This is a genomic window from Rhizobium sp. YTU87027, from assembly GCF_050644135.1.
Lineage (GTDB): Bacteria > Pseudomonadota > Alphaproteobacteria > Rhizobiales > Rhizobiaceae > Rhizobium.
In genome coordinates this window covers 1260947-1286152 of sequence record NZ_CP098440.1, presented here as the reverse complement: position 1 = coordinate 1286152, position 25206 = coordinate 1260947, and the positions used below count along the sequence as shown (strand labels likewise).

The following is a 25206-nucleotide window of genomic DNA, read 5'->3' as shown; positions in this document are numbered from 1 at the left end:
TCTGACGTTTTTTCATGTCAACGCGACAATTGGCGCAACCAACACGTTAATTTTGTTAAAGGATCGCGCTTCGTCTTCGCAAGCGGAACAGTTGGCCACTAATGCCGCACTGTTGTTTTAGCGGCAAGCACCGGCAGTGATATAGTGCCAGACGGGCTGGTTTTTCCTGCATCTCCGAGGGAGGAAGACATGCGCGAACCCGACATGCAGAAAGTGGATGCACTCGTCGGTCGGTTGATCGGCGACGTAGGCGCGGCCGTATCCGGAGCGCTGGTGGTGCTGGGTGATGACCTCGGCCTGTTCAAGGCCATGGCCGACGGCAAGCCACGCAACTCATCCGAGGTATCGAAGGAAACCGGCATAAAGGAACGTTACCTCAGAGAGTGGCTCTCCGCCCTCGCGGCCGCCGATTATCTCACCTATGACGAGAAGACCGATCGCTTTCACCTGACGCCGGAGCAGGCAATGGTCTTTGCCGAGGAGGATAGCCCTGCCTTCTTCGCCGGCGCATTTCAGGTCGTGCAAGCCATGTGGATGGACGAACCCAAGGTAGCCGACGCCTTCCGCACCGGCACGGGCGTCGGGTGGCACGAGCACAGCGCTTGCCTGTTTCGCGGTACCGAGCGCTTCTTCCGAACCGGCTACAACAACAATCTGGTTGCCGACTGGATTCCTGCCTTGCAGGGCGTCGAGGCCCGTTTGAAGGCCGGCGCACGAGTCGCCGACGTCGGCTGCGGCCACGGCGCTTCGACGATCCTGATGGCTCAAGCCTATCCCGCTTCAAAGTTCTTTGGCTTCGATTATCACGCGCCGTCGATCGAGCGGGCGAAGGCTGCGGCCAAGGAGGCTGGCGTTGCCGATCGTGTCACGTTCCAGCAGGCGCCCGCCGCTGGATTTCCGGAAGGAAACTACGATCTCATCGCCATGTTCGATTGCCTGCACGACATGGGGGACCCGGTCGGCGCCGGCAAGCACGTCAAGGAATCGCTCTCCGCGGGCGGCACCTGGCTGGTCGTCGAGCCCTTTGCGCATGACTGCCTGAAGGACAATCTCAACCCGGTCGGTCGGGTCTATTACGGCGCGTCGACGATGATCTGTACCCCGGCATCGCTCTCCCAGGAGGTTGGACTTGGGCTCGGCGCGCAGGCCGGCGAAACCAAGCTGAGGAAAGTCGCCCTCGATGCCGGTTTCAAGCATTTCCGCCGCGCCACGGAAACGCCCTTCAACATGGTCTTCGAGGTGCGCGCCTGAGGAAGTTGCATTACTCACGACGCGGCTCCCTGGTCGGCCGCGTCCATCGAAACTTTCCACATGTCCATCAATAGCCTGTGGAACTAGAAATAATGTAGCGATATCAAAATGATAGTCGCTAATTACAGAGCGCCACAGGCGAGAAGCCAAGAAAAATTCGCGCCATTGTGATTTTTTCTTGTTTTGCCGCTTGCGGGATTCAAAGTGCCTGACTATAAGGGCGCCACCACGAAGGAAGCGCCCTTCGTCTATCGGTTAGGACACCAGATTTTCATTCTGGGAAGAGGGGTTCGACTCCCCTAGGGCGTGCCAACTTCTTTGATTTCATTGAGCTTTTTAGCCCTGAATACAAAATGCGTACAGAATGATTTGTACGCGCCCTTCCCAAATGAAAATCCGGCCTAGCGTACAATCACAATCCTGAGATTGCCGCGCCGCCTTGCCGCATCCCGTCACTTCTGCGGCTGTTCACGCGATCAACGAGGTTAACCATCGCACGGCGCCTGTTCACATCGCGGACGATCGCTGATCGAAGCCGTTCCTACAACGCGGGATGCCCCTTTTAGTCCGTTTCATTCATCGGATTCCATTGATAAAGCCGTACTCGACCAGAACTGGTGGCAACGTTTGACATCATTGAAGCGCCGGGATTCCGTTTTGCCACCATTCGCGGAGATAAGGAGCAGCGGCAAGTTCTTCTGAACTAAGCGCTAGGAAGCGCACCTTCTTCTTGCTGAAGTACTTCAAGGCAGTATAGGCATCGCAGTATGGAAACGGGAGATAATTCACCTTTGCATAGAATGCGATCGTGTTACTACCAACCAGCATGGGCCGAGCCGCATCGGGCACAGCCAGAGAGGAAGCGGCCTGCTTCAGAACGCGGGTATTCTCATTAAAGCGTGCCAGAGCGGTGGAGTTGCGGACCGCGGCGTTGCTGACGAGTGCCAACATAACCACCACCACAAGAGCCGCGCCCGCGTCAGGACTTGGCGACATAACGCGACCAGTCGATCTTCAGCACCGAACAGGCGCGGCGGGTCGAAACCTTCCAGTCGGCCCTCACCCTGTCGACAAGCACGCTTGTGGCAGGCCCTCAGTTTTTTTGACAGCACGTCCTGCAGCATCGCCTTGTCGAGCGACAGGTCGGAGACGATTCGCTTTAGCTTGGCATTCCCTTCCTCGAGCTGGCGCAGCCGCTCCATCTCCGAGAGCAGCAAGCGAACGAGTTCGCTGATCATCACGCGGGGGTGAAAGAGCGCACTTAGCCTTCGGTTGAAGAAGACGAAGAGGCGATTTACTCTCCACTGGACGGAACTGACGTTCCCCCCACGTGGCCTGCCGCCTGATTGTAGCAAATGCAGGAGGGGAAAATGAGGATTATTCCTTATTTAGCAATGCCTTCAGGCTTGCTCTGCTTCGCTCCATCGGCACAAGCCGATTGGCAATATACCAAATGGGGCATGACGCCCGATCAAGTCATTGCTGCTGCGCCTCCTGAAAGCGGACTGCGATGGGTCGCCAAATCCGCCACCAACGAGCCTTATCTAAAAGGCCACTATGGTGCCGGAGAATATAAGTTCGAAAGCAGATTTTGGTTCAGCGACAAGGGCCTTTACGAGGTCGAACTAGAGCTTGATACCGATACGGCTTACTGTATCAAGCTTAAAGCATCCATGCTTGTGACCTACCCCGCGATCGAGCCCAATCGGAAGGCCGCGCTGCACGGGCATTTCCTTCGGACTTATGATAACGCCATAGAATGGATTGACCACGCCAAATCCAATGTCGTGTATATGAACGAGGATCTGTCTTCCTGTTCCCTCGTTTATCACCCGATGCCACCAAAAATCGAAAAGGAAGATGGCCTGTAGCGTCGCCACGAGAAGATGCTGCCCGGGCGCGTTTCCGATCGCCTCGTCCATGGTCGCCCATGCCTGCCGGCCTCACCGCGCTGGAGCGGCGTCCTGAACACGTAGCTGGATGCGTCGGGAGCCCTGATAGTGGTCCGCGCCGAGCGAGCCCGCGACATGCAGACTGGAGCCCCTTGAATTCAGCAGCAGGTTGCCCAGTTGCGTATCGGCTGCCCGAAAGGCGATTCCGTCGAGACGGGCGCCGTCCATGGCTTCGAGCGTCACCTTCACATGCTTCTCGCCAACTAGGCGGGAATCGCGAAGGCGATGAGCGGGAACCGCAAAGAACGGCTGGGAATGACCCGATCCGTAAGGCCCGGCCGTCTCCAGCCGATCGATCAGATCGATCGTTGCACCGCTGGCGGCAATCGCACCGTCTATCTTCAGCGTCTCGTTAGCCACGAGCGCGGCTATCGTCTTTTCGGCGCGTTCGTCAAAAAAGCTGCGCAGCAGACCCAGCTTGTCGCGCTCGACAGTGAGGCCAGCGGCCATGGCATGGCCACCGCCCTTGACCAGCAAACCTTCATCCACGGCCGCGCGCACCATTTTGCCCATATCGAACCCGTTGATGGAGCGGCCAGAGCCGGTGCCTTTTCCGGATGGGTCAAAGGCGATCGCAAAGGCTGGGCGCTTGAATCGCTCCTTGAGGCGGGCGGCAATCAGGCCGACAATGCCGGGGTGCCATTTTTCGTGCGCTGTGACGATGACCGATGCCCCCTCACCGTCCCCGTATTCCGCCATCGCCTCGGCCTCAGCCTCTTGAAGCATCGCGGCTTCCATCGCTTGCCGGTCGCGATTGAGGTCATCGAGTTGCTGCGCAATCACCTCGGCCTGGCCTGTATCATCGAGAGTGAGCAGGCGGCTGCCAAGCGCGGCGTCGCCGATGCGCCCGCCCGCATTGATGCGCGGGCCGATCAGGAAGCCGAAGTGATAGGGTGTTACAGGCCCGGCAAGGCCTGCCCTACGGAACAGCGCGGACAAGCCTGCATTGCCCTGATGCCGCGCGGCAATCAATCCCTTGACCACGTAGGCACGGTTCAGGCCCTTCAGGGGAACGACATCGCAGACAGTCGCGAGCGCGACAATATCAAGCCACTGCAGCAGGTCGATCGACCGCGTGCGTGGGTCCCCGGCTTCCCGCAACAAGCGGAGCGTCGCGACGAGCACAAGGAATACGACGCCGGCGGCACAGAGGTGTCCTTGCCCGGAGAGATCGTCCTCGCGGTTCGGATTGACCAGCGCGTGGCAGGGCGGCAAATCGTGTGTCACCTGATGGTGATCAATCACCACGACATCGATGTTGCGTCTCGCAGCTTCGGTCAGTGCATTATGGCTCGTAGATCCGCAGTCAACGGTGACGATCAGCCGTGCCCCATTGTCGATCAGGTTGCCGATCGCGACAGCGTTGGGACCGTAACCCTCAAAAATGCGGTCGGGAATATAAATCTCGGCCTTGACGCCAAAGTGTTTGAGAAAGCGAAACATGAGCGCCGATGAGGAGGCGCCGTCGACATCGTAATCTCCGAAAATCGCGACCTGTTGCTGGCCACGGATCGCTTCGGCAAGCCGCTTGGCTGCCTTTTCGCAATCCGTCAGGGTATAGGGATCAGGCATCAGGCCACGAAGGGTCGGGTCAAGAAACTCCAGGGCCTCATCGACGGTAACACCGCGTCCGGCGAGAACACGCGCAATGAGCTCCGGCAGTCCATGCATCTGAGACATCGCGAGCGCCCGGTTTTGGCCGGCTTGATCCAGGCGCGATATCCAACGGTTGTCCAAGACGGACTTCTCTACGCCCAGAAACGCACGCTGTACCGGATCGGCCGGAATCTCCATCTCGTCTGCTGCCCTCATCGCTTGTCACCGCCCCGAGACCGGGAAAGATATCGGCAGCTTTAAGCGGCTTGGCACGGCCACACAACGATTTTGGAGAAGACGTACGACGTTAGCTGTGGATGCACGCAGCAGATCTGCCGCGGCACGCCAAGCAACGCCGATATGCCTGAAAACGAGGAGACTTCTCAGTCTTCCTTCGGTCGCTCGATGCGGATCACCTGCGGTTCGCCGACATGGTAGCCCTCGCCCTTGATCGCGGCGACCGCCTTGCGGACGGAATCCTCCGTCGTCGCGTGAGTCACCATGATGATCGTCTGATGATGCGAGGGCGCCAGATGCTGCTTCGAACGCTGAACGATCGATTCCAGCGAAATGTGGTTTTCCGCCATGTGGGTGGCGACACTTGCGAACACGCCGGTACGGTCGAGCACGGTCAGGCGAATGAAATATCCGCCTTCGTGGCTTCGCATCTGTGCCTTGCGGTAGGGCTCCAGCGATTTGGCGGGATGGCCGAGAACGGGCACGCGCTGTGCACCGGGTCGGCTTTTTGCGATGTCCGCGATGTCACCGAGAACGGACGAAGCCGTCGCATTGCCGCCGGCGCCGGGGCCGACCATCAGCAACTCACCGAGAACGTCCGACTCGATCGCAACCGCGTTTGTCACGCCGTCGACCTGTGCAATCACGGAGTCAACGGGCACCATGGTTGGATGCACGCGCTGCTCGATGCCGGTATCGGTCCGCTGTGCAACGCCGAGCAGCTTGATGCGGTAGCCAAGATCGGCTGCGGCATGGATGTCTTCGATCGAGATGTTGGTGATGCCTTCGAGATAGATGTCGTCGGCTGCGATCTGGTTTCCGAAGGCGAGCGTCGTGAGAATCGAGAGCTTGTGCGCCGTGTCATTGCCTTCGATATCGAAGGCGGGATCGGCTTCGGCATAACCGAGACGCTGTGCTTCCTTCAGGCAATCGGCAAAGGAAAGACCTTCCTTTTCCATCTTCGTCAGGATGTAATTGCAGGTGCCGTTCATGATCCCGTAGATGCGGGAGATCGTATTGCCCGTCAGCGATTCGCGCAGCGCCTTGATGACGGGAATGCCGCCGGCAACCGCCGCCTCGAAGTTCAGCAACGCGCCCTTGTCTTCCGCGATCGTCGCCAGCTCGACGCCGTGATAGGCAAGCAGCGCCTTGTTCGCTGTCACCACATGGAGACCACGCTGCAGAGCAGCGCGCACGGAGCTGTTGGCCGATCCATCGACGCCGCCCATGAGTTCGACGAAAACATCGATGTCGCCCTTCTCCGCCAGATCTTCGGGCCGGTCGAACCACTCGATGCCGCCGACGTCGATGCCGCGGTCCTTGGTCTTGTCGCGGGCGGAAACGCCCGTAATCAGGATCGGGCGCCCGCATGTTGCGGCAAGCTCGTTGCTGCGCTGCTGAATGATACGGACAAGCGAAGCACCAACGGTACCCAAGCCCGCAATGCCGATTTTGAGGGCATCTGCCATGGATCGATCCTGAAATGTGTCATGAAGGGCAGCCGCCGAAGCGGCTGCCGTTGAGGAGATTATATCAGCGATGTGCGTTGAGCGAGATGACGTTGTGCATCGTCTCGTCTGCCGTCGACATGAACTTCTTGATGTTGCGAGCTGCCTGACGAATGCGGTGTTCGTTCTCGACGAGCGCCAAACGCACGTAGTCATCGCCCATTTCGCCGAAACCGATGCCTGGCGCGACAGCCACGTCGGCTTTCTCGACGAGCAGCTTGGAGAATTCCAGCGAACCGAGGTGGCGGAACTTCTCGGGGATCTTGGCCCAGGCAAACATCGTCGCCGCCGGTGGCGGTACCTCGAAGCCGGCCTTGCCGAAGGTATCCACCATGACGTCACGGCGGCGCTTATAGACGTTGCGGACTTCCGCGATGTCGGAGCCGTCACCATTCAGCGCATGCGTTGCCGCCACCTGGATCGGCGTAAACGCGCCGTAATCGAGGTAAGACTTGACGCGCGTCAGCGCCGCGATCAGGCGCTCGTTGCCGACGGCAAAGCCCATGCGCCAGCCCGGCATCGAGAAGGTCTTTGACATCGAGGTGAACTCGACCGTCACATCCATCGCGCCCGGAACTTCCAGAACCGACGGAGGCGGCTCGCCTTCGAAGTAGATCTCGGAGTAGGCAAGGTCGGAAAGCACGATGATGTCATGCTTTTTCGCGAAAGCGATGACGTCCTTGTAGAAGTCCAGCGTTGCAACAAAAGCCGTCGGGTTGGACGGATAGTTGAGAATCAGCGCCAGCGGCTTCGGGATCGAATGACGGACCGCGCGCTCCAGCGGCGGGAAGAAGCTCTCGTCCGGCTCGACCGACATCGACCGGATGACGCCGCCGGCCATCAGGAAGCCGAAGGCGTGAATCGGATAGGTCGGGTTCGGGCAAAGGATCACGTCGCCGGGCGCTGTGATCGCCTGCGCCATGTTGGCGAAGCCTTCCTTGGAGCCCAATGTCGCAACGACCTGAGTATCCGGGTTGAGCTTAACGCCAAAACGGCGCGCATAGTAGGCGGCCTGGGCCCGGCGGAGACCCGGAATACCCTTGGACGACGAATAGCGATGCGTGCGCGGATCCTGGACGACTTCGCAGAGCTTGTCGACGATCGCCTTCGGGGTCGGAAGATCAGGGTTTCCCATGCCGAGATCGATGATATCGGCCCCGCCCGCTCGCGCGCTTGCTTTCAAACGGTTGACCTGTTCGAAAACGTAAGGCGGCAAACGCCGGACTTTGTGAAACTCTTCCATTTCTTTCCCCACGGAAATGCGGCCACCATGACCGCGCTCGAAGTTCGTCCTAATTCCCGGCTGTTCGCGATACAAACTTCAGAATCGCCAACGCCGTATTCATCAGACTTGTGTCACACGGCATTTCTTTGGCGGAAAACCGTGCAGGCCTTGCATTTGGGAAAAATTCATCTTCCGCCACTACTGGAAGGCTTTGCTTCCAAATCGCAGCGAAGGCAAGGCCTAATTGGCGATTTCGGAGAGCGTTTCGGCGCCATGCTCGGCCGCAAGCTTGCGAAATTCCGCGACGCGACGCTGATACTCGGCTTCCGAGATCGTGCCGGCCTTGCGCTGTGCGCCGAGGGCCGTCAGCTTCTTCTGAAGCCCGCCAGCCTCGTCGTCACCCATCTGAACGTTTGCGGCTGTCAGCGGCGCACCGAATCCCGGGTAGCCGTCCTTGTAGTGTGACAGGCCGCTTTCCGCCGCCGCCTCGCCCTTCGTTGCGTTCATGACAACAGGCGTCGGCGCTGCTTGCCTGGCCCGGAAGGCGGCCTTTTCCTCGGGCGTTTCCAGGCATCCGGCAAGCGTCATGGCCGCGGCGGCGCTAATGAGCGCGATGCGGGTCACGTTTGCGATAGTGCGGATGCCGTTTTTCGTCATGTGCCAGAGGTCCCAAATCCTGAGGTGCTTCGACTGTTAAATTCGTCGCCGCCACAAAGCAATAGCACGAGCGTGCGTCAGCGGAACTTGTTTTATCGATCTTTCCAGATGTACAACTCGATTTGCAGGATATGCTGCCGCCGGAGGAGACGCGTGACCGACAGCAAGCAGGACAACGTCGACAAGGCAAAAGGCCCGGGCTTCGATGCAAAGGACCTCGATCCCTACCTGTTGAAAGATCCCGAGGCGATGGCGATCAATTTCGCCCGGGCGCTCGAAAATCTCGGCAAGGCGGCTACAGCCTGGCTCGCGCCGCGCGAACGTGGCGAAATCGCGGAAAATGCCGCAGAGCCGGTGACCGACATGGTGAAGACGCTCTCCAAGGTCACCGAGTACTGGATCTCCGATCCGCGCCGGACCTTTGAAGCGCAGACGCAGCTGATGAGCAGCTACTTCGGCATCTGGATGCGCTCGATGCAGCGCATGCAGGGCGAGACACCAACGGAAGAGCCGGATCGCAAGGACAAGCGCTTTGCCGATGAGGACTGGCAAAAGAACCCGTTCTTCGAATTCCTGAAGCAGGTTTACCTGATCACCGCCGATTGGGCCGAGAAGATGGTGGCCGACACCGACGGGCTCGACGAACACACGAAGCACAAGGCCGGCTTCTATGTGAAGCAGATCACGGCTGCCCTTTCGCCGACCAACTTCGTTGCCACCAATCCGCAGCTTTACCGCGAAACGATCGCCACCAGCGGCGAAAACCTTGTGCGCGGCATGAAAATGCTTGCCGAGGATATCGCGGCGGGCCAAGGCGACCTCAGGCTTCGCCAGACCGACATGACCAAGTTCGCCGTCGGGCGCGACATGGCGCTTACTGCAGGCAAGGTGATCGCGCAGAACGAGATCTGCCAGATCATCCAGTACGAGCCGACGACCGAGACGGTGCTGAAGCGCCCGCTTCTCATCTGTCCGCCGTGGATCAACAAGTTCTACATCCTCGATCTCAACCCGCAGAAATCATTCATCAAATGGTGCGTCGACCAGGGGCAGACCGTTTTCGTGATTTCCTGGGTCAATCCGGACGCGCGCCATGCGCAAAAGGATTGGGCCGCCTATGCGCGCGAAGGCATCGACTTTGCCCTCGATACCATCGAGAAGGCGACGGGCGAGAAGGAGGCAAACGCTGTTGGCTACTGCGTGGGCGGCACACTGCTCGCCGCAACGCTGGCACTGCACGCCAAGGAGAAGAACAAGCGGATCAAGACCGCCACCCTTTTCACGACGCAGGTGGACTTCACCCATGCCGGCGATCTCAAGGTCTTCGTCGACGAGGAGCAATTGGAACGGCTTGAAGCCCATATGGAGGAGATCGGCTATCTCGACGGGTCGAAGATGGCGACCGCCTTTAACATGCTGCGGGCCTCGGAGCTGATCTGGCCCTATTTCGTCAACAACTACCTGAAGGGCCAGGATCCGATGCCCTTCGACCTGCTCTTCTGGAACGCTGATTCCACGCGCATGGCGGCCGCGAACCACGCTTTCTATCTGCGCAATTGCTACCTCAGGAACGCATTGACGGCGAACGAGATGATCCTCGACGGGCAAAAGCTGTCCCTGAAGGACGTCAAGATTCCGATCTACAATCTCGCAACCCGCGAAGACCACATCGCGCCGGCAAAGTCGGTGTTCCTCGGCAGCCAGTTCTTCGGTGGCAAGGTCGATTTCGTGCTCGCAGGCTCCGGCCATATCGCTGGCGTCGTCAACCCGCCGGACAAGAAGAAGTACCAATACTGGACCGGCGGCGCAGTGAAGGGCGACTACGAGACATGGCTTACCGAAGCCGCCGAAAATGCCGGTTCGTGGTGGCCACACTGGCAGGCATGGATCGAGGCGAAAGACAGCAAGCGCGTGCCCGCCCGCAAGCCGGGCGGTGCTGCGCTCAACGCCATCGAAGAAGCGCCGGGAAGCTATGTCATGGAGCGAGCCTGAGGCTTGCTGGAAACCGCAGCGGCTCTGTTACTCCAGGAAGATCAGGCTGGCCGGTGACGGCGAAAGCGGCTTCGTCGCGACGACGCGAAAACCGGCCGATTTGGCCATCTCGGCAAGCTCCCGCCCGGTATAGGCATCGCCATTCGGCGTCGTAGCCAGCATGACCATGGCAAACGCCGCCGGGAACTCGGGCGACACGCGATCCTCGTTCGGAACGAACTCGACCACCGCCACGCGGCCTTCAGGCACGAGGCTCGCACGTGCTTTCTTCAACAGCGTAACGCAGCCCTCTCGATCGAAGTGATGGAGGAAGTTCGGCAGCAGGATAAGGTCATAGCCACTGCCCCAATCGACTTCGAAAGCGCTGCCAGGGCGGAAGTTGAAGCGCTCGGCGACTCCTGCTTTCGTCGCATTCTCTTCCGTCACCGCAAGAACCGGCTTCCAGTCGATAGCAACCACCCTGGCCGATGGCGCCACCTTGGCGATCTCTATGCCGAAGGCGCCGGGACCAGCAGCGATATCGAGCACCTTGCTTGGCAGCTTTGGCCACGTCGCCACATCAGATGCCAAGGCCTTTGCGCTTGGACCGGTAAACGAGCCCATTGCCCGGGCAAACTTGACCCAAATGGGATTGTCCGGCGCCACGTTGGCCAAGCCGACGGAGCCGCCGTTGCGAACAAAGGCGGCCGGGTTTTCGAGGAACAAGGACATCATTTGCGGCGAAGCCAGGAAATCGATCGCCGCTCCCATATAAGCCGGAGAGCGCCTATCGAGAAAGGCCTGGCTCGACGGCGTCAGCGCATAACTCTCGCCGCTCTTCGTCAAAAAACCCGAAACCACCAGAAAGTCGCAGAGAATGCGCACTCCGCGCTCGGCGCAATCCAGGTCCGACGCAAGCATCTTCGCGGTGCGCGCCTGGCCGCCAAACTTCGTGAAAAGATCGAATTCGATTGCGGCCTTCATTGCCGCCGTTTTTCGAAAAGCAAACATCGCATCGACCAGCGACGCTGGCGAGATTTCTTCATGAACCACTTGTGTCGAAGACATCGTTCCCTCCCAAGGTAGAGACACGCGACGGCAGGCATTCATAGCAGAATCCGCGTTCTTCGGCACGTCATGACAAAGAAGGAGGCGGGCAAAATCGAGCCTCGGGGCCATGCCGAAAGCTCTGCATTCAAATTCGTACGGTGCGAGCGATCACGTAAAGGAATTGGTTACCATAATTCGCCATTCTGTCAGGCAACCGGACATATTAGCAAAGCCGCAATTTGGCCCTGATGCTCCTATACCGGCCCCGGCGAAGAAAATTATCAATCTGTCAGTACCGCCGGCCTTGTAACGAGTTGTGAAAGACAAGTGTTATGGCGTTTGCGGTCGATGTGTTTGCCAATACCAGGCCCATAGGTACGTCCATTTCTCGCTTCGGTCGCTCTTTCCATTTTCTCTCAGGTGCAACTCTTATCGGTGCGGGGTTTGCCGCTTCGGCGTGGATCGTCGCCACAGTCGCGACCATGCACATGGCTGCGCCGGCTCCGCATCCGAGCACCGGTCGCTTTGCCGACATCGCGCTGGCTCCTGCAGCCATTGCCAAAATCGAGCCCATGCAGCGCATCGTTCATGTCAAGAAATTCTCGCGCCTACGAATGAGCTCGGAAAGCGAGCTGGCGGAGGCCAAGGGTATTCGCGTGGCCGCTCCGTCCGCGGCGCTGGCAGCTGCATTCGTGGGGCAATCCGAACCTCTTGCTATTTCTGAAGGCTCTCCGAACAAGCAGTCGGCAATGGTTGCCGCAACGACAGCACCTGCCCAGCCAAGCCAAGCGACCAAGGACGACGCCGTCACGGCGACACCGGTCGCTGTTGCCTCGGGTGATCGCATCATCATTCCGTCGAAAGAAGAAATTGCAGTTGCCGAAGGACCTGCCCTGCTGGCGCTCGCCGCAAGACCTGCTGACCTCATCAAGGGACAGGTTCCACCCGCGGCGGCCAAGCCAGGAGGTCCGGTCGAGGTTGCAAGTCTTGCTTCTGCCGCCCCGACCGAGCAACCTGCGTCGTCCACCCAGCCGTTTGATCTCGTATTGAGCGGCAGCGACACGTCGATCCCCTTGCCGATGGCCCGACCCGATGGCCTGACCAAGCGGGCGACGCTCAGCGATCGCAGTGCTCCGGCAGAACCCGTGCTGGCCTATGCCCGGCCGGACGCGGGCGCTTCGGGTGATGACGAAGACGCAATGCCGACCGTGAGGAAGGGACTATCTGCGCCCGTCGCGCGTAGTGGCGTCGCGGTCTACGACATTTCCGCCAACATAGTCTACCTTCCGAACGGTGAACGCCTGGAAGCCCATTCCGGTCTCGGCAAGATGCGTGACAACCCGCGCTATGTGAATGCCAAGAACCGCGGACCGACCCCGCCGCATACCTACGATCTGACAATGCGCGAAAGCCTGTTCCACGGCGTCGAGGCTATTCGCCTCAATCCTGTTGGCGGCGCAGGTTATGTCTACAACCGCGTTGGCCTGCTAGCGCATACCTACATGCTCGGCGCTCGCGGCGATTCCAACGGCTGCGTGTCCTTCAGGGATTACAAGCGCTTTCTCGCCGCCTTCAAACGCGGCCAGATCCGTCAACTGGTGGTGGTCACGAGCATGCCGAACAAGCCGACGTCCACCTTCGCTTCGTTGTTCTCGTCGCGCTCCTAATCAATAGTCATCAAGAACGACGTGCTCGATTTGCCCAGCGGCACGCGGGAATGCCATCGTCGTTGCGTCGTGTCCAGCGCGCTCAAGTCCTGGGCGAGAAGACGCCTTTGCGCCGTAGACGCGGGGCTACTGGATGCCGGGTCAAGCCCGGCATGACGGGAGCTAACGGTGAACGACGAAGGGCAAGACAGGCCGGCCCTGGGCAACTGCTCTCCTTCCGTCATCCCGGACCTGATCCGGGATCCCGCCAGCTCACAGTCGCGCGGTCAATCAAGCGGCTCCTGCGCAATCAGCAATTGCTTTGATGTTGAGGTGCCGCATTCGCAATAGGTCTCGACAGCTCACCATACGAACGTAATCTGCGGCTATTCCCACAAAAACAACCAGATAGCCCCCGCTTCATCCCCACCCCTCGCCCCCATGCCATCATCCCCTCGTCCCGTCGCGGATGCGGCGAGGCGGGACCGGCGCCGGGTGCGGAAGAAGGACGTGAGCTTGCGCATCAGGGGTCCGCAGAAAATGGTCTCCCTCCGGGGACGGCGGCGTCTGCGCGAATGCGGCGTCGAGTTGAGCCCCGGACGTGCCTGTGTGGCACACATGGCCCCCAGGGGAAGCAAGAGCTTCCTCGGGAAAGGCCGCAGAGGGACCGGAGTTGCGGGCACAAACCGCCGAACGGGGCGCTGGGAAGCGCCATATTGTTTTACTCAACGAGGCAATTTCCAGCGCCCCGTCCGAGTGACAACGCAGGATCAAGCCACGGGCTGCAAGGATCGCGTGAAGGCGAAGGTGCGTGCGGCTCACAGAAGACCTGCCGGTGCCGGTTCGACGCGACCGCAAAGCCATAAATCACATCCACCCCATTGATCGCGATGGACGAACCCTGCATAGCTGCATTATGTACCAGAATGACAATCCTAAAGGCCTGCAATGGTGAATTATATCGAAGCCTCTTCCGCGCCATCGAAAAACACGGGCGCAATCAGGCTCTACGGTCCTGAAGCTTTCGAGGGAATGCGGAAGGCTTGCCAGCTGACGGCGCGCTGCCTCGACGAGCTAGCCGCTGTCGTGAAGCCAGGCCTTCCGACCGACGCCATTGACCGCTTCGTTTTCCAATTCGGCATGGACAACGGTGCGATTCCGGCGACGCTCAATTATCGCGGATACACGAAATCAACCTGCACCTCGATCAACCATGTTGTCTGCCATGGTATTCCTGATGCCAAGCCTCTGCGCGAGGGCGACATCGTCAACATCGATGTAACCTACGTGGTCGATGGCTGGCACGGCGACTCAAGCCGCATGTATCCGGTCGGGACCATCAAACGTGCAGCGGAGCGGTTGCTTGAAGTGACCTACGAATCCCTTCTGCGTGGCATATCGGCCGTTCGGCCCGGTGCTCGCACCGGCGCGATCGGAGAAGCCATTCAGACCTATGCCGAAGCCGAACGCTGTTCCGTTGTGCGCGACTTCTGCGGTCATGGCGTCGGCGCGCTGTTCCACGACTCGCCGAACATTCTGCACTACGGCCGCGCGAACGAAGGGCCGGAACTGCGCGAAGGCATGATCTTCACCATTGAACCGATGATCAACCTTGGTCGGCCGCATGTGAAGGTGCTGGCGGACGGCTGGACTGCCGTTACGCGCGATCGCTCGCTTTCGGCGCAATACGAACACACGGTCGGCGTCACCGCCGACGGCTGCGAGATATTCACGCTTTCGCCTGGCGGCCTCGACCGACCCGGCCTTCCGCCCTTGAACCGATGAGCACTTGATGACGAAGGGACCTGTTTCGCAATCCAACGACGCCGAACTGCCCTTCGCCACCAGCGATGCAAACGACGAACGCTCCTTCTTTGCGGAACAGGCCGCCAAGCCGGCATCGCTCACGAAGCAGGCCAACCTCCCGGCATCGCTCGGCAAGGAAGAGCACTATCACGGACACCGGGAGCGGCTGCGCGACCGATTTCGCCAGCATGGCGACACGGCGCTCGCCGATTACGAGTTGCTCGAACTGCTGCTGTTCAGACTGATCCCGCGGCGCGATACCAAGCCAATCGCCAAGGCGCTGCTCGAGCGCTTCGGTTCACTTGCCGCAGTCTTCGGCGCACCACTGCCTTTGTTGCAGGAGGTGAAGGCATCGGCGAGGCCGTGGCGCTCGATGTGAAGCTGGTCTCGACAGTCGCACACAGGACCCTGAAGAGCGAGCTACGCGGCAAGCAGGTCAGTGATCCAATACTGCCACGCCGCCATGGCCCATGAGACACGCGAGCAATTCCGCATTCTCTTTCTCGACAAGCGCAATGCGTTGATCGCCGACGAGGTTCAGGGACGCGGGACGGTTGACCATACGCCGGTCTATCCGCGCGAGGTTGTGCGGCGTGCACTGGAGCCTTTCGGCGACGGCGCTGATCCTCGTGCACAACCATCCCTCGGGCGATCCGACGCCGTCGCGGGCCGATATCGACATGACGAAGATGATTGTCGATACCGCAAAGCCGCTCGGCATCACCGTCCACGATCACATCATCATCGGCAAGGACGGTCACGCGAGTCTTTAGGGGTCTACGTCTGATTTAGAGACCAAACCTGCTTCAGGTGTCCGTCAGGTTTGGGTGGCAAAGCAAGGATGCTGCAACCGTTCTGCTTCGAGACCTTTATGACGACGACCTTTGCTTCTCGCCAATTCCCTCGTTCCAGGATGGCCGCGGCATTTCTGCTCACCCTGCTCATTGCCATCGTTGGCGGCTATGCTTTCTATCTGAAGGCGACGAGCAACTTTCATGCCGTCGTCGCCGGCGAAGTCTACCGTTCGTCGCAGCCATCCCCACAGGAAATTGCCGACTTCTCGAAGCGCTATGGGATAAAGACCATCATCAATCTGCGCGGCGGGATCAACAGCCCGACATGGAGCGCCGAGGTCGAACAAGCCAAGACACTTGGCATCGAGCACATCGATTTCCCGATGTCGGCTTACAAGGAGCTTTCTCCGGAGCGGGCGAAGGAATTGATCCAAGTCATGAAGGACGCTCCAAAGCCGCTGTTGATCCACTGCCTCTCAGGTGCAGATAGAACCGGGCTCGCATCCGCGCTTTATCTGGCGGCGATCAGCAAGACGAACGAGAAAGTGGCTGAAGGGCAGATGTCGATCTTTTACGGCCATATCGCACTGCCGATCAGCCGGGCTTTCGCCATGGACCGCACCTTCGAGAAGTTGGAACCCCTACTTGGCCTCAATGAATCCTGATATCCGCTCATAAAATAATCTGCAACATTGACCTGCTACCGGTGGACGCGCGAGATATTGCGTCGCAAAAATGATTCCAGCTTTCCAGTCGGGGCCAGCTTAATGTTCCAGTACGATCTTGTTGTTGTGGGTAGTGGTCCCGCAGGCCGCCGCGGCGCTATTCAGGCCGCTAAGCTTGGCAAGAAAGTTCTGGTCATCGAACAGGGCAAACGCGTTGGCGGCGTTTCGGTGCACACCGGCACCATCCCCTCCAAGACGCTGCGCGAAACGGCGCTCAATCTCTCCGGCTGGCGCGAGCGCGGCTTCTACGGCCGGTCTTATCGCGTGAAGGAAGAAATCAGCGCGGAAGACCTTCGGCGGCGCCTCCTGATCACCCTCGATCACGAAGTCGAGGTGCTGGAGCACCAGTTCGCCCGAAACCGCGTGCAGCATATCAGAGGCAAGGCAAGCTTTGTCGACCCGTCGACGCTCGAAGTCGTCAAGGACGACGGCGAAATCCTCAGGGTCACAGGCGCCAGCATCCTTCTTGCGGTCGGCACGAAGCCGTTCCGCCCCGATGACATCCCATTCGACAACAAGACGGTGCTCGACAGCGATGAGCTGCTCGACATCGATGAGCTGCCGCGCTCGATGGCCGTGATCGGCGCAGGTGTCATTGGCATCGAGTATGCGACGATCTTCAGCGCACTCGATACCGCGGTGACCGTGGTCGATCCTAAGCCGACGATGCTCGATTTCATCGACCGGGAAATCGTCGAGGACTTCACCTACCAGCTGCGCGATCGCAACATGAAGATCCTGCTTGGCACCAAGGCCGACAAGGTGACGCGCCTGGACAACGGCAAGGTCGAACTGAAACTCGACAATGGTCGCCATCTGGTGACCGACATGGTTCTCTTCGCCGCCGGCCGTATGGGCGCGACCGATACGCTGAACCTGGAAGCGGCGGGACTCGAAGCCGATAGCCGTGGCCGCCTCAAGGTCAATCCGGAGACCTTCCAGACCGCTGTTCCGAACATCTACGCCGCGGGCGACGTTGTCGGCTTTCCGAGCCTCGCATCCACCTCCATGGAACAGGGCCGCATCGCCGCCCGCGTTGCCATCGGTGCGGTCGCGAAGGAGCCGCCGAAATACTTCCCTTACGGCATCTACGCCGTTCCCGAGATCTCTACCTGCGGCTTGACGGAGGAAGAGATGAAGGAGCGCGGTATTCCCTATGAATGCGGCATCGCGCGTTTCCGCGAGACCTCGCGCGGACATATCATGGGTCTCGATACCGGGCTTCTGAAGCTCATTTTCTCGTTGAAGACGCGCCGACTGCTTGGCGTGCACATAGTCGGTGAAGGGGCAACCGAGCTGGTTCACATCGGCCAGGCCGTGCTGAACCTCAAGGGAACGGTGGGATACTTCGTCGAAAACACGTTCAACTATCCGACGCTCGCCGAGGCCTACAAGATCGCCGGTCTTGATGCGTGGAACCGTATGGGCGACATCAAATCGGAGCTGTGATCCCCTACCAGGCTGCAGGCTTTGACAATTTAGTAAACGAAAACAAAAATCTAAGATCCGGCCAAAATACGTTCGACCTGACTTATTTGTGTCGAATAGCGCCGGTAAAACCTTCGCTTGTATAATCCGCCGCGTCTGGTAGCGTCCATTTTCGGGGATTCCTCTTACCAGCGAGTGACCGTGCAAGATCTGTCCAAGACCGCCAAACGGAGTTTCCAGCTCATCCTGATCAAGCCGTCGCATTATGACGATGATGGCTATGTGATCCGGTGGTGGCGGGCAATGATCCCCTCAAACTCCTTGGCTGCAATCTATGGAATCGCGTCCGATTGCGCTGAGCGCAAGGTCCTCGGCCCCAATGTCGAAATCGACATTACGGTCATCGACGAGACCAACACGCGGGTCAACATCCCGGCTCTGCTCAAACAACTTGCGCAACACGACAATTTCGGGATGGTCGCCTTGGTCGGCGTTCAGTCGAATCAGTATCCACGGGCACTGGATATCGCGCGCCCCTTCCGCGCCGCCGGCATTCCAGTTTCGATGGGCGGCTTTCACGTGTCGGGGTGCTTGGCCATGCTCGACGGCAAGGCGGTCGGCCTGGATGCGTGTCGCGAGATGGGTATCTCGATGTTCGCCGGCGAGGCCGAAGGCCGCCTGGAGCGCGTTCTGCAGGATGCCGCCGGCGCTCAGCTTGAGCCGCTCTACAATTTCATGAACGACTTGCCGAGCATCGAAGGTGCGGCCGTCCCGTTCCTGCCGAAAGCCAATGTGGCGCAGACGCTTGGCCTCAGCACGAGTTTCGACGCCGGCCGCGGTTGTCCGTATCAATGCTCGTTTTGCACCATCATCAATGTGCAGGGGCGTAAATCGCGCTTCCGATCGGCCGATGATGTCGAAAAACTGGTGCGGATGAACTGGGCGCAAGGCATCTACAAGTTCTTCATCACCGACGACAACTTCGCGCGTAACAGGGATTGGGAAGCAATCTTCGACCGCTTGATCGAGCTCCGAGAGAAGGGCGGCATCCCACTTGGATTGATGATCCAGGTCGACACGCTCTGCCACAAGATCCCGAACTTCATCGAAAAATCCAAACGCGCCGGCGTCACCCGCGTATTCATCGGGCTTGAGAACGTAAACCCCGACAATCTGACTGCGGCCAAAAAGAACCAGAACAAGATCACCGAATACCGGAAGATGCTGCTCGCCTGGAAGGCACAGGGCATCATGACGCTCGCCGGCTACATTCTCGGCTTCCCTGCGGACACGCCGGAGTCGATCCGGCGCGACATCGCGATCATCCAGCACGAATTGCCCCTTGATGTCATCGAGTTCTTCGTGCTGACTCCGCTGCCGGGCTCGGAGGATCATCAGACCCTGTGGAAGAAAGGCGTCGAGATGGACGCCGATCTCAACATTTACGACGTCGAGCACGTCTGCACTGCGCATCCGAAGATGAGCAAGCAGGAATGGGAAGACATTTATCAGGAGGCCTGGTCGCTCTACTACTCGCCAGAGCATATGAAGACGCTGCTGCGCCGGGCTGTTGCTACGGGCGTACCCCTCGCCAGCCTCGTCAAGATGCTCGTGTCGTTTGCGACGACGGTGCCGCTGGAGAACGTTCATCCGCTGCAGAGCGGACTGCTTCGTCTCAAGCATCCATCCGAACGCCGCCCCGGCCTGCCGCGAGAAAGCGCCGTGACGTTCTGGCCACGTTTCATCTGGGAAACCGTTCGCAAGCACCTGTCGCTAGGCGCCACCATTGCCAGCCTCGCAACGAGCGCCTTCTTCATCGCACGCGACAAGAAATCGAAGACGTATATGGATCAGGCGCTGACACCGGTCGGTGACCACGAGGATGAAACGCTTGAACTGTTCACCAAGACAGCAGGCGGACGAGCCGCCGTCTCTCATATTCACAAGGTCGCGGAACTGACCCACGCACATAAGGCTCGGCCTGCGGTCTGAACGCAGTAGGACGCCGGCTTACAGGAGACGGGCAAACTAGCGGTTGAGTCGCCGGGATCGTCGCGATGTCAGTGGTAATGTGGCCTGAAGCGTGTCGATGAATTCCACGCATTCAACAACCACGTCGTTGTCGAATGTCATCTTGCCCATGACCCCTGTCTCGGCTGGTGACATCGCTATCGCCGGGCAGCGAGAAGATGTCCCGCCACTCGGTCCCTGGCGGCGACATGCCGGCACTACTGGCGTGCCTGAATGCGCTGCGCGAGAAGGCACGCGCTCGTGAAGGCAAGCTCTATCGGGTGATCGCCATCCAAGAAGCAGGGCTCGATGGTTTCTCGATCCATCGAGCCCTCGCCGCGCAAGGCTGGATCACCAGCCATGTGGTCGACGCCGCATCGATCGCGGTGCCACGCAGGCACCGCCGCGCAAAAACGGACAAGATCGATGGCGAAACACTGGTTCGCACGCTGATGGCGTGGATGCGAGGCGAGCCACGGGTCTGCTCAATGGTGCGCGTGCCGACGGTTGAGGACGAGGATAGCCGCAGGATCGGCCGGGAGCGCAAGGCCCTGACCGCAGAGCGCACCATGCATATCACCCGGATCAAGGGGTTGCTCTTCAGCGTCGGCATCCGGGACTATGAGCCGACGCGTCGCGACCGGCGCGAGCGCCTGGAGGAGTTGCGGACGGGCGACAGCCAGCTGCTACCCGCCCATCTCAAGGCCCAGATCGGTCGCGAGCTCGACCGGCTCGATTTACTGGCCGAGCAGATCAAGCTCGTCGAGGCCGAGCGCGATCGCCTGTGTGCTGGCGCAAGTGGGACCTGCCCTCGCTCAATGCTCGGCCCCCTCAAGGGCATCGGTCCGGAGTTTGCAAACATCCTGGCGAGCGAGGGATTGTTCCGACGGTTCGACAACCGCCGACAGGTCGCCGCCTATGCGGGGCTCGCACCTGCACCCTGGCGCAGCGGCTCGATCAATCGCGAGCAGGGTGTCTCCAAGGCAGGCAATCCGAGGCTGCGTACAACGATGATCCAACTGGCGTGGCTCTGGCTGCGCCATCAACCGGACTCGGCCCTGACACGCTGGTTCCATGAGCGGATCACCAGCAGCGGCGGACGTGGCAAGAAGGTCGCGATTGTTGCGCTGGCGCGCAAATTGCTCATCGCCCTGTGGAAGTATGCAAACGGCGGCGTCGTGATCGAGGGAGCTATCATGACCAAGGCATAACCCACAGCCTTGGCAATCCAACCCAATCCGCAAGGGCCTGATCAGCATGCCCCGCCGGTACTCGTGAACGCCCTCAGCTGGATTCCGTCGATAACAACAGGAAGACTGAAAAATGCCGAAACAATCACTCATTGACAGGCAAGCCATCATATGAGGTAAGAGCGCACTCCTTCACTGCACGACCGCCGGATTTACGCCACCGCCCCTTGGTCACAAGAGCTTCGCGGTTCGTTGCCCGCTCGCCCTGGTCGGCATCGCCTCATATCCGGTTCTTGTCCATCGGCCCGCAGCTTCGATCCACGCTTCCTCCCCACGATCGGTCACCTCTCGCAGTTGCGCTTCACTTCGCTTGCTGTGACCAGCTTACGGTCAGACTTCCACCCACAAGAATGCGCCCATGCTGGGCGCACAACAAAAAAAGCCCCGCACGAGGCGGGGCTTTCGTAAATTCGATTGGCCGAAGATTATTCGGCGCCTTCCTCCGAAGCCTTCTTCTTCGGAGCGGCCTTCTTCTTCGGAGCAGCGGCTTCTTCGCCTTCAGCAACCTCAGCCTTGGCAGCAGCCTTCTTCTTCGGGGCGGCCTTCTTGGTTTCCTTCTCGGACGCTTCGCCTTCTTCGTCGGCGAGCAGTTCTTCCTTGGTCACCTTCTTGTCCGTTACGTCGATCTCGGTCAGCAGATGGTCGATGACCTTTTCTTCGAAGATCGGTGCGCGGATCGAGGCGGCGGCACCCGGCTGGCTGCGGAAGAAGTCAAGGATCTGCTTCTCCTGGCCCGGATACTGACGCAGCTGCTCGTAGATGGCGCGCTGCATTTCGTCTTCGCTCACTTCAACGCCGGCCTTTTCGCCGATTTCGGAGAGAACGAGGCCGAGGCGAACGCGACGCTCAGCGAGCTTCTTGTACTCTTCGCGAGCCTTCTCTTCCGTCGTGTCTTCGTCTTCGAAGGTCTTGCCGGACTGAGCGAGGTCGTTGGCAACCTGGTTCCAGATGCCATTGTACTCGGCTTCAACGAGCGAGGCAGGCGTCTCGAACTTGTACAGTTCGTCGAGCTGGTCGAGGATCTGGCGCTTGACCTTCTGGCGGGTCATCGAGCCGTACTGCGACTCAATCTGGCCGCGGACGATTTCCTTGAGGCGGTCAGCCGATTCAAGGCCGAGCTTCTTTGCCAGTTCGTCGTTGATCTCAACGTCGGCCGGAGCAGCAACGTCCTTGACCGACACGTCGAAAGTGGCTTCCTGGCCGGCCAGGTTCTTGGCCGGGTAGTCAGCCGGGAACGTAACGGTGATGGTCTTCTCGTCACCAGCCTTGGTGCCAACCAGCTGGTCTTCGAAGCCCGGGATGAAACGGCCAGAGCCCAGAACGAGTTCGGCGCCCTGGTCGGTGCCGCCGTCGAATGCTACGCCGTCGACCTTGCCGACGTAGTCCATCGTGATGCGGTCGCCGTTGGCAGCCTTGCCCTTCTTGGTTTCGTACGAACGTGCGCTTTCAGCGACCTTCAGCACCTGTTCGTTGACTTCTTCGTCGGAGATGTCGACGACTTCGCGCGTGATCTTGATGCCCTTGTTGGACTTCAGTTCGATCGGCGGCAGAACTTCGTAGGAGAGCGTGAACTCGAAGTCCTTCTGAGCGGCGAGGATCTGTTCTGCCTCGTCCTTGTCTTCCGTCATCGCGATTTCCGGCTGCGTCGCGGACTTTTCGCCGCGCTCGGCGAGAATTGCGGTCGGCTGCTCGCGAACGATCTCGTTGACGAGATCGGCCATGATGGACTTGCCGTAAACCTTCTTGAGGTGAGCGGCCGGAACCTTGCCCGGACGGAAGCCATTGATGCGAACCTTGTCCTTCACGTCGGCAAGACGCTCGTTCAACTTGACTTCCATGTCCTTGGCCGGGACTACGACCTTGATTTCGCGCTTCAGCCCTTCAGCGAGCGTTTCGATAACCTGCATGTCTTCCTACCTTCATTTCGTGGCGGCCGTGCCCAGACGCCGTTCGTTTCGATGAGCACGACGCCGGAAAATTGCCGGGCGTGGCTTGTTCTCAATTCTTCTTCATTCCACCCTTGGCGGAACGGCGCTTTGCTGCCGGGTAATCGAGGGACAACGGTTCCGATCCCCCCGCCTGCAAGCCAGCTTTTGGTGCGGGTAGAGAGACTTGAACTCCCACGCCTTGCGGCACCAGAACCTAAATCTGGCGTGTCTACCAATTTCACCATACCCGCGTTCTCAAAAACCGCATGCATATGCCTGCACATGAGGCCTTCCGGAGCGCGGCGTCTCTATATCACCCGATTTGGTAGAGGCAAAGGAAAAATGAAGGGCAAATGACAGTGTTTTCGCCCGCACTCGTAGGCCTCCACACCCATTCGGTGTCAATTTAATAAAGAGGCTCGTCGTAAGCGGGCTTACCATCGACGAGCAGGCTCCTTATCTGCGCCGTCCCATCCGAACCGACGCGAATAGCAATGGAGACGTCACCGCCCTGCCGAGCCTTCTCCAGGGCCGTCCCTTGCCCTTCGGGAACATAGTAACGCTCGATGCCGTACTCGACGCGGATATGGTCGGCGGAATTGGGGCCGTAACTATAGAAGGGTCTACTGTGCAGAACCACAGTACCCGGCTGCTCCGGCAGGCGTTCGAAAGATGATTCGACAATGCCGGAAAAGCCGCCCTCGCCGGGCTTCAGCCGCACCCAGAGGCTCTTCTTGCCCTGATCCTGTGGCACACCGCCGACAATCGACGCGACCGGGACCGAGGAAATGTCGTAGTTCAGCACAACATAGTCTCCGCGTAAAAAGTCGCGCGGATCTACGGGTGCAGTCTTCAGCAAAGCGTCGGCGCCACTGCGCAGAATCGACGCACGGCTCTCAATGACATAACCAAGAACGGCCGTCTGCAGGGCTGCCACAATGATGGCGGCGACAACATAACGACGCCCGGAGTTCTGCCTCGTGAAAATGCTCATCGGGTTGCCTCCGGGTTTCTCATGGCAAATCGCCGCTCGAGGCGAATGACGATCCACGCAACGGCAGCGACCAAAAGCCCGGAGAACAAGAAGAGGCTCGAGGTGCCGAGAATCGATCCGACCGTCACCGACGCAAGGTAGAGCATCTCGACGGCAAAGGCCGTGTAGGCCAGATAGCGCACCGCACCGTTGTCGCGCCCCTGAAGCGCAATGGCAAGCACCGCGGCCCCCAGCGTCGCGAGCGCCAACGTTATGAACTGCCAGCCATGCTCCAGTTCAACATGCAGGAGAAACAGACCAATCATGGCGACGAGGAAAGTGTAGAAGGCAGGAGCGGAGCCGGCGGTTCTGATGAGCGTCGAACGTTGTGACAGCGGCAAACTAACAAGCACGAACGCAAGCATGCCACCGACTGCATAGGCGAGCGCGAGCCAGAAATTCTCGTTCACGGCATAGAGCCACGCAAGCCAACCGACCAACAGCAGATACGCAAGGTGACGCACGCGGTCTGCTCCGGTGAAGCGCACGAGACCAATGACCACCGCTGCCATGAGCGGTACAATCCAAGGCTCGAGCCCGACCCATCGCGTGTCATAGGTGTTGAGATAGGTGGCGAAGCTACCCCAGGACAGAAAGCCCGCCACCGCGGCAACGGCACCGGACCGGAACAGAACCGCCGACACCGCCGCGATGGCAAACCAGAGATACATCACTGTCAATTCGTCGCCCGACAACTGGTACATCTGCCCGACCAGCGAAATGGCCCCGCCGAAGGACAAGGTGCCTGTAACGAGCAGTCCGCTCGCGGCAGCGATCGCGCCGCGCCTCAGCATGGCCGCTGCACCGAGATGCACGGTCCAGATAACCGCAAGAATGACGGCGAGGCGCACAAGGCGCGGGATGGCCTCCCAGTTCGAAGCGATAACCAGCAGGATAGCCGCCCCAAGCAGGATTGCCGCAAGGATCATCAGCACCTTGCCGAGGCTGAAGCTTGCCGGGCGGGCATCATATTCACTCAGCAGCGCTCCAGCGGTTGCTTCCGGCAAAAGCCCCTTCTCGACCCAAACCGAAAGGTCTCGCTCCAATCGACCGCGGTACATGCCCTACTCCGTGCAAACGCGCGATGATGCGCTTCTCCCCGCCTTATAGCTGCTAGTCGAGCATCAGGGAAATATTCC

Annotated in this window: 17 protein-coding genes, 2 tRNA genes and 3 pseudogenes; 11 read left to right on the top strand and 11 right to left on the bottom strand. The window is 59.6% G+C overall.

What is annotated here, in order from left to right; genetic code table 11:
• Positions 1 to 189: 189 nt before the first annotated feature.
• Both NBG89_RS06510 and NBG89_RS06505 read left to right on the top strand, forming a co-directional pair.
• Positions 190 to 1251: a class I SAM-dependent methyltransferase gene (locus NBG89_RS06510; protein ID WP_431322148.1), complete on the top strand. Its 1062-nt coding sequence runs from the start codon at positions 190 to 192 to the stop codon at positions 1249 to 1251.
• Between the two features lie 237 nt (positions 1252 to 1488).
• Positions 1489 to 1563 (top strand) — tRNA-Glu (locus tag NBG89_RS06505).
• A 321-nt stretch (positions 1564 to 1884) separates the two neighbouring features.
• Here the strand turns inward: NBG89_RS06505 and NBG89_RS06500 are convergent.
• Complete coding sequence (locus NBG89_RS06500; protein WP_431322147.1) at positions 1885 to 2202, bottom strand: hypothetical protein; 318 nt, start codon at positions 2200 to 2202, stop codon at positions 1885 to 1887.
• Positions 2203 to 2344: 142 nt separating this feature from the next.
• Positions 2345 to 2459: pseudogene (locus tag NBG89_RS06495) on the bottom strand (IS3 family transposase); the annotation flags it as partial.
• Between the two features lie 162 nt (positions 2460 to 2621).
• Between NBG89_RS06495 and NBG89_RS06490 the strand changes: the two are divergent.
• The gene (locus NBG89_RS06490; protein ID WP_431322146.1) at positions 2622 to 3122 is read left to right on the top strand and encodes a hypothetical protein; all 501 of its coding nucleotides are present in this window, start codon (positions 2622 to 2624) and stop codon (positions 3120 to 3122) included.
• Positions 3123 to 3194: 72 nt separating this feature from the next.
• Here the strand turns inward: NBG89_RS06490 and recJ are convergent, their stop codons facing one another.
• The 4 genes from recJ to NBG89_RS06470 form a co-directional block, all read right to left on the bottom strand.
• On the bottom strand, positions 3195 to 4997 hold the full coding sequence (gene recJ, locus NBG89_RS06485; RefSeq protein ID WP_431322620.1) for a single-stranded-DNA-specific exonuclease RecJ: 1803 nt from the start codon (positions 4995 to 4997) through the stop codon (positions 3195 to 3197).
• 185 nt (positions 4998 to 5182) lie between these two features.
• A complete protein-coding gene (locus NBG89_RS06480) occupies positions 5183 to 6505 on the bottom strand; it encodes a homoserine dehydrogenase (RefSeq protein ID WP_431322145.1) in 1323 nt (440 codons plus the stop codon).
• 64 nt (positions 6506 to 6569) lie between these two features.
• Positions 6570 to 7787, bottom strand: coding sequence for an LL-diaminopimelate aminotransferase (locus NBG89_RS06475; protein WP_007532313.1), 1218 nt, complete (start codon positions 7785 to 7787; stop codon positions 6570 to 6572).
• Positions 7788 to 8009: 222 nt separating this feature from the next.
• Positions 8010 to 8426 (bottom strand): hypothetical protein, encoded by a 417-nt coding sequence (locus NBG89_RS06470; RefSeq protein WP_431322144.1) that lies wholly within the window; start codon positions 8424 to 8426, stop codon positions 8010 to 8012.
• 108 nt (positions 8427 to 8534) lie between these two features.
• Here NBG89_RS06470 and phaC point away from each other — a divergent pair, with 108 nt between their 5' ends.
• On the top strand, positions 8535 to 10418 hold the full coding sequence (gene phaC, locus NBG89_RS06465; RefSeq protein ID WP_431322143.1) for a class I poly(R)-hydroxyalkanoic acid synthase: 1884 nt from the start codon (positions 8535 to 8537) through the stop codon (positions 10416 to 10418).
• Positions 10419 to 10445: 27 nt separating this feature from the next.
• Here phaC and NBG89_RS06460 read toward each other — a convergent pair whose 3' ends face one another.
• The gene (locus NBG89_RS06460; protein WP_431322142.1) at positions 10446 to 11465 is read right to left on the bottom strand and encodes a methyltransferase; all 1020 of its coding nucleotides are present in this window, start codon (positions 11463 to 11465) and stop codon (positions 10446 to 10448) included.
• 314 nt (positions 11466 to 11779) lie between these two features.
• Here NBG89_RS06460 and NBG89_RS06455 point away from each other — a divergent pair, with 314 nt between their 5' ends.
• The 7 genes and pseudogenes from NBG89_RS06455 to NBG89_RS06425 form a co-directional block, all read left to right on the top strand.
• Complete coding sequence (locus NBG89_RS06455) at positions 11780 to 13114, top strand: tlde1 domain-containing protein (RefSeq protein ID WP_431322141.1); 1335 nt, start codon at positions 11780 to 11782, stop codon at positions 13112 to 13114.
• 927 nt (positions 13115 to 14041) lie between these two features.
• The gene (gene map / locus NBG89_RS06450; RefSeq protein WP_431322140.1) at positions 14042 to 14878 is read left to right on the top strand and encodes a type I methionyl aminopeptidase; all 837 of its coding nucleotides are present in this window, start codon (positions 14042 to 14044) and stop codon (positions 14876 to 14878) included.
• A gap of 7 nt (positions 14879 to 14885) precedes the next feature.
• Positions 14886 to 15691: pseudogene (radC, locus tag NBG89_RS06445) on the top strand (RadC family protein).
• 49 nt (positions 15692 to 15740) lie between these two features.
• Positions 15741 to 16358, top strand: coding sequence for a dual specificity protein phosphatase family protein (locus NBG89_RS06440; protein ID WP_431322139.1), 618 nt, complete (start codon positions 15741 to 15743; stop codon positions 16356 to 16358).
• Between the two features lie 102 nt (positions 16359 to 16460).
• Entirely contained in the window at positions 16461 to 17867 is a 1407-nt protein-coding gene (gene sthA, locus NBG89_RS06435) for a Si-specific NAD(P)(+) transhydrogenase (RefSeq protein WP_431322138.1), read from the top strand.
• Positions 17868 to 18041: 174 nt separating this feature from the next.
• Complete coding sequence (locus NBG89_RS06430; RefSeq protein WP_431322137.1) at positions 18042 to 19838, top strand: B12-binding domain-containing radical SAM protein; 1797 nt, start codon at positions 18042 to 18044, stop codon at positions 19836 to 19838.
• Positions 19839 to 20002: 164 nt separating this feature from the next.
• Positions 20003 to 21067 (top strand): annotated as a pseudogene (locus NBG89_RS06425) (IS110 family transposase); the annotation flags it as partial.
• A 464-nt stretch (positions 21068 to 21531) separates the two neighbouring features.
• Here the strand turns inward: NBG89_RS06425 and tig are convergent.
• From tig to NBG89_RS06405, 4 genes are all read right to left on the bottom strand, one after another.
• Entirely contained in the window at positions 21532 to 23013 is a 1482-nt protein-coding gene (tig, locus tag NBG89_RS06420) for a trigger factor (RefSeq protein ID WP_431322136.1), read from the bottom strand.
• Positions 23014 to 23200: 187 nt separating this feature from the next.
• Positions 23201 to 23285, bottom strand: a tRNA-Leu gene (locus NBG89_RS06415).
• Positions 23286 to 23440: 155 nt separating this feature from the next.
• Positions 23441 to 24028 carry a GDYXXLXY domain-containing protein gene (locus NBG89_RS06410; RefSeq protein WP_431322135.1) on the bottom strand — a complete coding sequence of 196 codons (588 nt, stop codon included), beginning with the start codon at positions 24026 to 24028 and terminating at the stop codon, positions 23441 to 23443.
• The gene (locus NBG89_RS06405; protein WP_431322134.1) at positions 24025 to 25128 is read right to left on the bottom strand and encodes a DUF2157 domain-containing protein; all 1104 of its coding nucleotides are present in this window, start codon (positions 25126 to 25128) and stop codon (positions 24025 to 24027) included. The genes NBG89_RS06410 and NBG89_RS06405 overlap by 4 nt, the downstream gene beginning before the upstream one ends.
• Between the last annotated feature and the right edge of the window lie 78 nt (positions 25129 to 25206).

Excerpts from the sequence above, each read along its gene's own strand:
- NBG89_RS06460 (WP_431322142.1), bottom strand. The coding sequence starts at position 11,465 with ATGTCTTCGACACAAGTGGTTCATGAAGAAATCTCGCCAGCGTCGCTG.
- NBG89_RS06470 (WP_431322144.1), bottom strand. The coding sequence starts at position 8,426 with ATGACGAAAAACGGCATCCGCACTATCGCAAACGTGACCCGCATCGCG.
- phaC (WP_431322143.1), top strand. The coding sequence starts at position 8,535 with ATGTACAACTCGATTTGCAGGATATGCTGCCGCCGGAGGAGACGCGTG.
- recJ (WP_431322620.1), bottom strand. The coding sequence starts at position 4,997 with ATGGAGATTCCGGCCGATCCGGTACAGCGTGCGTTTCTGGGCGTAGAG.
- NBG89_RS06480 (WP_431322145.1), bottom strand. The coding sequence starts at position 6,505 with ATGGCAGATGCCCTCAAAATCGGCATTGCGGGCTTGGGTACCGTTGGT.
- NBG89_RS06440 (WP_431322139.1), top strand. The coding sequence starts at position 15,741 with ATGCTGCAACCGTTCTGCTTCGAGACCTTTATGACGACGACCTTTGCT.
- sthA (WP_431322138.1), top strand. The coding sequence starts at position 16,461 with ATGTTCCAGTACGATCTTGTTGTTGTGGGTAGTGGTCCCGCAGGCCGC.
- map (WP_431322140.1), top strand. The coding sequence starts at position 14,042 with ATGGTGAATTATATCGAAGCCTCTTCCGCGCCATCGAAAAACACGGGC.
- NBG89_RS06510 (WP_431322148.1), top strand. The coding sequence starts at position 190 with ATGCGCGAACCCGACATGCAGAAAGTGGATGCACTCGTCGGTCGGTTG.
- NBG89_RS06405 (WP_431322134.1), bottom strand. The coding sequence starts at position 25,128 with ATGTACCGCGGTCGATTGGAGCGAGACCTTTCGGTTTGGGTCGAGAAG.
- NBG89_RS06475 (WP_007532313.1), bottom strand. The coding sequence starts at position 7,787 with ATGGAAGAGTTTCACAAAGTCCGGCGTTTGCCGCCTTACGTTTTCGAA.
- NBG89_RS06410 (WP_431322135.1), bottom strand. The coding sequence starts at position 24,028 with ATGAGCATTTTCACGAGGCAGAACTCCGGGCGTCGTTATGTTGTCGCC.
- NBG89_RS06455 (WP_431322141.1), top strand. The coding sequence starts at position 11,780 with ATGGCGTTTGCGGTCGATGTGTTTGCCAATACCAGGCCCATAGGTACG.
- tig (WP_431322136.1), bottom strand. The coding sequence starts at position 23,013 with ATGCAGGTTATCGAAACGCTCGCTGAAGGGCTGAAGCGCGAAATCAAG.
- NBG89_RS06490 (WP_431322146.1), top strand. The coding sequence starts at position 2,622 with ATGAGGATTATTCCTTATTTAGCAATGCCTTCAGGCTTGCTCTGCTTC.
- NBG89_RS06500 (WP_431322147.1), bottom strand. The coding sequence starts at position 2,202 with ATGTTGGCACTCGTCAGCAACGCCGCGGTCCGCAACTCCACCGCTCTG.